Consider the following 8,025-nt stretch of genomic DNA (forward strand, 5'->3'; position numbering starts at 1 on the left):
AGCGATTTTAGGTGATTTAAACCAATTTTTGCGCTGGTTGTGTGCCAATGCTGCCCGTCAACTACAGTTAAAACCACAATTAGATGAGTATTGGGATGAGGATTTAGGCAGCAAGATTAGCTGTACGGTTTACATTCAAGACTATATCCTGGAATCGATTACCGCCCCCATTGTCCTCGCCCTCGATGAACTTAATCAGATGTTTGAACATCCCCAAGTGGCCAAGGATTTTTTACCGCTGCTGCGTTCTTGGTACGAAGAAGCCAAAACCCTACCTATCTGGCAAAAACTCCGTCTTATCGTCGTCCATTCCACAGAAATTTATGTTCCCCTGCAGCTCAATCAATCCCCCTTTAACGTGGGATTCCCCGCACAGCTAAGTCATTTCAGTCTTGAGGAGGTATTGCAATTAGCCCAACGTTATCAACTCACCTGGGAAAATCAGGAAAAAGTCCAACAATTGATGGAGCTAGTGGGAGGACACCCAGCTTTGGTACAAACTGCCCTCTACTATCTCAGTCGGGAGGAAATAACCATGACGCAAATATTAACCAGTGCCACCTCCGTCACTGGGATTTATGCCCATCACCTGCGACGCCATTGGGCGGTATTAGAACAACAGCCTGAACTAGCAAAAGCCCTCGATCGGGTGATGAGCGCGGTGGAACCCGTACAATTAGACCCAATTCTCGCTTACAAACTCAGCAGTATGGGACTACTCAAACAATCAGGAGATAAAGTAGTACCAGGCTATGAATTGTATCGACGCTATTTTTTAGAGGTGAAATCCTCTATCAGTTATCAGTAAACAGTAATCAGTAATCAGTGAGGGTGTGGGGTGTAGGGTGTGGGGTGTAGGGTGTGGGGGGAATAAATAAAATAATCTCCTATCTCCTGACGACCGGCTCCTATCTCCTGAATCCTATCTCCTGACGACCGACGACCGGCTCCTGACCCCACCAACAAACTTTTTGCCGCAAACTCTACTTATTATGAATATGTCAATCAAAGATACTGTCCAAAATACTGTCAACGTTAGTAATTTTAGTCGCTCGCAACTAGGTCAACCGGATGAGAACAATTTATATCAAGCAGTCGCCACAGTTACCGAGGGACATTGGCCGGAAAATCTGTCGGGATACGTTTTTATCGTCTGTCCTTTTCATAGAAAAAATGACCGTCATTTGTTCTCTGGCGAGGGTGTAATTATTAAATGGGACTTGCAAGGGAAAAATAATCAAGTTAATGTTTACAGTAAAAAACTGAAAACCTGGGATAGTTTTTGGCGAAAAGTTTTACCGATATTTAATATTAGTCAAGCCACTTTTCCTGCCGTGGTCAGCATTTTGGGTTGTTCAGAAATAGCGAATACTGCTATAGTTAAACTAGAAAAAGTTTCCGAAAATGAACAACTAGAAGAAACCAGATTAATTCTCACTGCCGATGCGGGACGTTACTGGGAAGTGGACCCCGTTTCCCTTGATACTATCACTCCGATTGGTTATTTTGACCAACATATTGTTTCCGTGCCTTTATCTTTTTTCCCAGTCCTAGAAAATACCGCTCATCCCTTCTACGACAAAAAAACCAAAGAATTTATCACCTGTGAATTAAAGCTAAAACTTGTATCGGGAGGTATGTTAAAAGACTTAGATAAATCGGCGTATATTGTTCTTTGGGATCAACAAAAACAACTTAAACCCTGGAAACTACAGGGAGCTATCCTCGATGGTAGTCCCCATTCGGTCATCGTCACCGAAGATTATATCATGATTCCCGATATGCCTTTTCAGATGGGAGTAGCCAAACTATTAGGTATCAGAATCAAGCCTGAAGAAACCTATCCGAAAACTCAAATTTATCTGGTTAAACGTCAAGACCTCAAGGAAGAAGAAACCACCGTTCCCTCGCAATTAATTACCTTCAATGGCGACAGTTATCACTTCCTTTGTAATTACCATAGTATCAACGGTCAAATTCATCTGGTGGCCATCCAAAACGCCACTATTAGTTTAACCGAAGCGATCGAAAAAGACGATATCCAACATTTTACCGGTCAGGGTTATCCTCCCGAATACCACGGCATTCCCTGGATGTTTTCCTTTGACCCCGGAGTGCTGCGCAAAGTGGTTATCAAAGATGCCAGGGTGATGAGCGAACAAGCTTTCATCCATCCGGGGTGGTTCTCTACCACTCTCTACACCGCCGACCCGCGGGAATTGGAACAGGGATACAGCGCTATTTATCAGGTTTATGCCGGTTATGTGCGCGAATTAATCTGTCGTCGTCAGTATATGGATTTTCGCGACCAAAGTAATCGCATCCTCAGGGATGCCGAACTTCCCTGTCATGACTTGCCCTCGGTATTAGCCAAGGTTCCCTTCGATAAGGATTGGAATCAGTTAACTGAACAGATTAGCCAAGAAAAAAATGCCAGTGATACTCATGTATCACATTTAGGTCGGGAACTACTGGATTTTTATGTTTGTCCCGATGGCTATATTTTAGATAGCATTCAGTTTATTCCCCAAGAACAGGGCTATCTATTTACGACGGTTTTAACCCCGACCAGAGTATTAGAAGCTTGGTTATTTAACCCTGACAATCTCAAGGGCGGACCGATTGCTAAACTGAGTTTGCCGGAAGATGTTCACTTTGGTTTTACCTTGCATTCCGAGTATTTCGAGCAAGTGCTGCCTTCTCCCCGTCCTTCCGTCTCACAGGTAAATCGAGTCCTGTCAGCCTTGCGGAGTCTTGTTTTAGTTCCCGTAGAATTTTTCTTGGGGAGACCCGCAGCCATTTACAATCGCCAAGTAAAAAAATGATTGTTCTCAACGGATACGACATTCTTGCCCAAATCTACGAAAGTGTTAACTCGGAAGTCTATCGGGCTATTCGCACCGCCGATAATCAACCGGTTATGCTCAAAATCCTCAAGCAAGAATATCCCACCGCACAACAACTAACCCACTACAAACAGGAGTATAAAACCATCTGCGGCCTGAACTTCGAGGGGGCGATTAAAGCCTATGGTTTAGAAACCTACCGCAGAACTCCCGTGATTATTTTGGAAGATTTCGGGGGTATATCCTTAAAAAAATGGCTAGAGGGCAAACCCCTGGCCTTAAGGGACTTTTTAAGCCTTGCACCCCGAATAGTGGCTAATTTAGAGAAAATTCACAACGCCAAGGTTATTCACAAAGATATTAATCCTGCCAATATAGTTCTTAACCCCGAAACCGGACAAATTAAAATCATCGATTTTGGCATTGCCAGCGTCCTGCGGCGGGAAAATCCGGGGCTAAAAAATCCCAACGTTCTAGAGGGGACTTTAGCCTATATTTCTCCCGAACAAACCGGACGGATGAATCGCAGTCTCGATTACCGCACGGATTTTTATTCCTTGGGCGTTAGCTTCTACGAACTTCTCACCGGACAATTACCTTTTCGGGCTAAAGATGCTTTGGAATTAGTTCACTGTCATCTGGCAAAACAACCTCTGGAGATTAATAGTCTCGTCAGGGAGAAAATTCCCCCGGTGGTGGAGGCAATCATCAGGAAACTGATGGCTAAAACCCCCGAGGAACGATACCAAAGTGCCTACGGTATTCGGGCAGATTTAGAAGAATGTTTAAGACAACTAGAAACAACGGCTAAAATTGAGGATTTTGTCATCGCTGGGCAAGATCTAGCCAATCAGTTCCAAATTCCCCAAAAACTCTACGGTAGGGAGGCAGAAATCGCCACTCTCCTCACTGCTTTTCAACGGGTAGCCACCGCAGATAAAAACTCCTCTCACACCGAACTGATGCTAGTTACGGGTTATTCTGGCATGGGTAAAACCACCCTAGTTAGGGAAATTTATCAGCCAATTACTGAAAAACGCGGCTTTTTTATCTCCGGTAAATTTGACCAATTTCAGCGCGATACTCCCTACGCTGCCGTGGTTAGCGCTTTGACTCATCTTGTCAAGCAACTTTTGGGGGAAAGTCAGCCACAACTGCAACTATGGCGACAAAAACTCTTAAAGTCTTTGGGGGCGAATGCACGGGTTATTATTGATGTGATTCCTGAACTAGAATTAATTATCGGTCCACAACCAGAGGTGTTACAATTAGGAGCGATCGCTACTCAAAATCGCTTTAATTTAGTCTTTAAAAATTTTATTCGGGTCTTTTGTTCCCCGGAACACCCCTTAGTCATCTTTCTCGATGATTTGCAATGGGCAGACTTGGCTAGTCTCCAGTTAATAGAATTAATTATGCTCGATGGCGATATGGACTATTTGTTTTTAATTGGCTCCTATCGCAGTAATGAAATTAATTCCACCCATCCCCTAACCGCTACTCTCGATAAATTAGAGCAGGGGGGCATAATTATCAATCAAGTTATTTTAAAACCTCTGGGTCTTGAACAGGTCAATCAGTTAATTGCTGACACCTTAAATCATTCACCCGAATATGTGCAATCTTTGTCCGCTTTAGTCTGGCAAAAAACCCACGGGAATCCTTTTTTTGTCAATGAATTTCTCAAAACTATCTACTGGGAAAATTTGCTATTTTTCCAACCGGGGCAGCAAACAACCACTAAAACCGATAATAATAGGGGTTATTGGCAATGGCATCTCGGCCAAATTCAAAGGATTGGTAGTACTGATAATCTGATTCAATTTATGATGGGCAAAATGCAGAAATTGCCCCCCGAAACCCAGGAAATTTTAAGTTTAGCCGCTTGTCTTGGGGCAGAGTTTAATTTATATAGTCTGGCAGTAATCTCTGAAAAATCACCTCCAGAACTTTTACCAATTTTAACTTCTAGTAGCGAAGCTGGTTTAATTATTCCCCTCTCAGAATTGGATGAACAATTACTGATTCAAGAATATAAATTTGCTCATGATCGCATTCAACAAGGAGCTTACGCTCTCATCGAAGACAGCAAAAAATCTTTAATTCATTTGAAAATTGGTCGCCTACTTTGGCAGCATACTGCCGCCAATGAATTATCGGAAAAGATTTTTAAAATAGTCGATCATCTCAATCTTGGTTATCGACTAATTAGCGAGGAAAAAGAACGAGAGTCAGTGGCTAACTTGAATTTACTAGCAGCCCAAAAAGCCAAAGCCGCTAATGCCCAAACTGGAGCCTTAAAATATATTAAAATCGCTCAAAAACTTCTCAAAAAATCAAGCTGGAAAAATAACTATCAACTGACTTTAAATATTTATTCTGAAGCCACAGAAATCGCCTATTTAAGTGGGAACTTTGAGCAGATGCAACGCTGGGCTAATCTCGTATTAAAACAGGCAAAAACAACCCTAGATAAGGTGAAAGTTTATGAAGTCATCATCGAAGCCTATCACGCCCAAAATCAAGAACTAAAAGCGGTAGAAATTGGTTTATCCGTCCTCAAAAGCCTAGATTTCGAGATTCCTGAATCCTTACAATCATCAGATATTCAAAAAGAACTAACTAAAACCAGACAAAAATTAGCGGGTAAAAATATCAAAGATTTAATTAATTTACCGCCGATAAATGAAGAAGAAAAATTAGCAATCATGAAGATAGCAAGTGCCATATTTTCTCCTGTTTATATTGCCGCCCCTCATCTCTTACCCATCCTAGTATCAAAACAGGTTAACTTATCAATTGAATACGGCAATAGTTATCTAGCGGCTTTTACTTATGTCAATTATGGCTTAATTCTTTGTGGTCTTTTAGAAGATTGGGAAACGGGTTATCAATTTGGACGATTAGCTTTAAACATTGCTGATAAATTTCATGCCAAAGCCCTGATGCCGAAAATAATTGCCGTCTTTTCCGCCACTATTAGTATCTGGAAAGAACCGATTAAAAATTCCCTGTCCTTGTTAAAATCTTCCTATCAAACCGGTTTAGAAATGGGCGATCTCTACTACGGAACAACCTGCGCCTATCTTTACTGTTTTCATTCCGCCTTTATCGGACAGGAATTAACCGAATTAGCCCAAGAAATAGCTAACTATGATCTGGCTTTTGTTAAGCTCAAACAAGAAAACCCCCGCAACTATCTAAAAATCTATGGTCAAACAGTTTTAAATCTGCTGAGGCACTCGGAAAATCCCGGTCATTTAGAAGGACAGTACTATCAAGAAACTCTTATGTTACCGTACCATCTAGAGGCTAATGATCTCTTCGGTCTCTGTGCTTTATTTGTTAATAAATTATACCTTTGTTATCTATTTGGACAGTACGAACCAGCCATTGAAAATGCTAACCAAGCCCAAAATTATCTAGGGGGAGCTACCGCTACTTTATTGATTCCTCTGCATAATTTCTATGATTCCCTCGCCCATTTAGCTATTTATAATCATCTGGACAATGACCAAAAACAGCAAGTATTAGAACGAGTGACGAATAATCAGAAAAAGCAACAGGAATGGGCCAATCAAGCCCCCTCTAACTATCTCCATAAATTTTATTTAGTGGCAGCGGAAAAGGATCGGGTGCAGGAATCCTATCTAGAAGCCATAGAAAACTACGATCTAGCCATCGCTAAAGCCAGGGAAAATGAATACATTAATGAAGAAGCACTGGCTAACGAACTAGCGGCGAAATTCTATCTCGATTGGGGTAAAGTAAAAATTGCCAAAACCTACATCAATGAAGCTGCCTATCTCTATTCTCTTTGGGGAGCAACAGCTAAAGTCAAAGATATAGAAAGCCACTATTCTCACTTAATGGTCAATAATTATGGTTCCAATTCCCTGACCGAAACCACGAGAACTACCACCAGAAAAAATTCAGTTAGTCATGCGGGAGAACTGTTAGATTTAGCCACGATTATGAAAGCATCCCAAGCCATTTCTAGTGAGATAGTTTTAGATCAATTACTCGCCACCCTGATGAAAATTCTCATCGAAAATGCTGGGGCGCAGCTGGGCTATCTTATCCTAGAAAGCGGCGGACAACTATCGATCGAAGCCTCCGGTTCAGTGCAGGAAGATAGGGTGACAGTCTTTAAATCTAATGCGATCGAAGAACATCTTCCCGTCTCAATTATTAACTATGTGGCCCGGAGCGGTCAAACCGTTCTTAATAACGATGCTGCCCATCAGGGCAATTTTAGCAACGATCCCTATATTAAAATCCATCAAACCAAATCGCTGCTTTGCACACCCCTACTCGACCAAGGACAACTGCGGGGAATTGTCTATCTAGAAAATAATCTCACCGTCGGGGCTTTTACCCAAGAAAGATTGGAAGTGCTGCAACTGCTCTCTAGCCAAGCTGCCATCGCAATTACTAACGCCAAACTCTACGCCGAAATCAAAGCTAAACAGAGACAACTAGCGCAATTTTTAGAAGCCATGCCGGTGGGGGTATTCGTCCTCGATGCCGACAGTCAACCCTACTACGCCAATCAAACCGCCCAGGAGATTTTAGGAAAAGAGATAGTTAATATCACCACGGCTAATCAGTTGGGGAAAACCTATCAGTTATATCAAGCTGGAACCGATCGATTGTATCCCACAGAATACCATCCGATTGTCCGAGCTTTAAGGGGGGAAAAAAACACGGTGGATGATATAGAAGTTCACCAAGGAGAGAAGATTATCCCCCTAGAAGTGTATGCCACGCCCGTTTTTGACGAAAAAGGAGAAATTATCTATGCGATCACCGCTTTTACCGATATTAGCGAACGAAAACAGGCGGAAGCGGAACGGATTCGCTTTACCCAAGAATTAGCCGAGTATAGCCGCACCCTAGAACAGAAAGTGCAGGAGCGCACCCTGGAACTCAGCCAAACCCTAGAAATTCTCAAGGCCACCCAAGCAGAATTACTGTTTGAAAATGAACTGCTCAGAAGTACCGAAGAATCTAGCACCTTTGACTACCAAGTGGGGGGCAGTTTGCCTATGGATGCACCCACCTACGTGGTCCGCGCCGCCGACCGTTATCTCTATAAAGCCCTCAAACGGGGCGATTTTTGCTATGTTCTCAATCCCCGTCAAATGGGTAAGTCTAGTTTAATGGTACGCATGATCGA

General features: G+C 42.5%; 4 protein-coding genes. 3 read left to right on the top strand and 1 reads right to left on the bottom strand.

Features of this window, described 5'->3' with window-relative positions; translation table 11 throughout:
* Positions 1–808 (top strand): AAA-like domain-containing protein (locus PX481_RS13025; protein WP_288094702.1); only part of this gene is annotated, 808 nt, incomplete at its 5' end.
* Between the two features lie 14 nt (positions 809–822).
* On the opposite strand, the gene PX481_RS13030 is transcribed toward PX481_RS13025, so the two are convergent.
* Positions 823–963 carry a hypothetical protein gene (locus tag PX481_RS13030; RefSeq protein WP_196219805.1) on the bottom strand — a complete coding sequence of 47 codons (141 nt, stop codon included), beginning with the start codon at positions 961–963 and terminating at the stop codon, positions 823–825.
* A gap of 29 nt (positions 964–992) precedes the next feature.
* Between PX481_RS13030 and PX481_RS13035 the strand changes: the two genes are divergently transcribed.
* A complete protein-coding gene (locus PX481_RS13035) occupies positions 993–2,825 on the top strand; it encodes a carotenoid oxygenase family protein (protein WP_288023688.1) in 1,833 nt (610 codons plus the stop codon).
* Positions 2,822–8,025: AAA family ATPase (locus tag PX481_RS13040; protein WP_288094703.1), on the top strand; the 5,204-nt coding region annotated here is incomplete at its 3' end. The genes PX481_RS13035 and PX481_RS13040, both read left to right, overlap by 4 nt.

The sequence above is a fragment of the Microcystis sp. M53603_WE2 genome, assembly GCF_030065435.1.

What these genes read in the sequence shown, in the direction of transcription:
- PX481_RS13035 (WP_288023688.1), top strand. Translation starts at nt 993, where the DNA reads ATGAATATGTCAATCAAAGATACTGTCCAAAATACTGTCAACGTTAGT.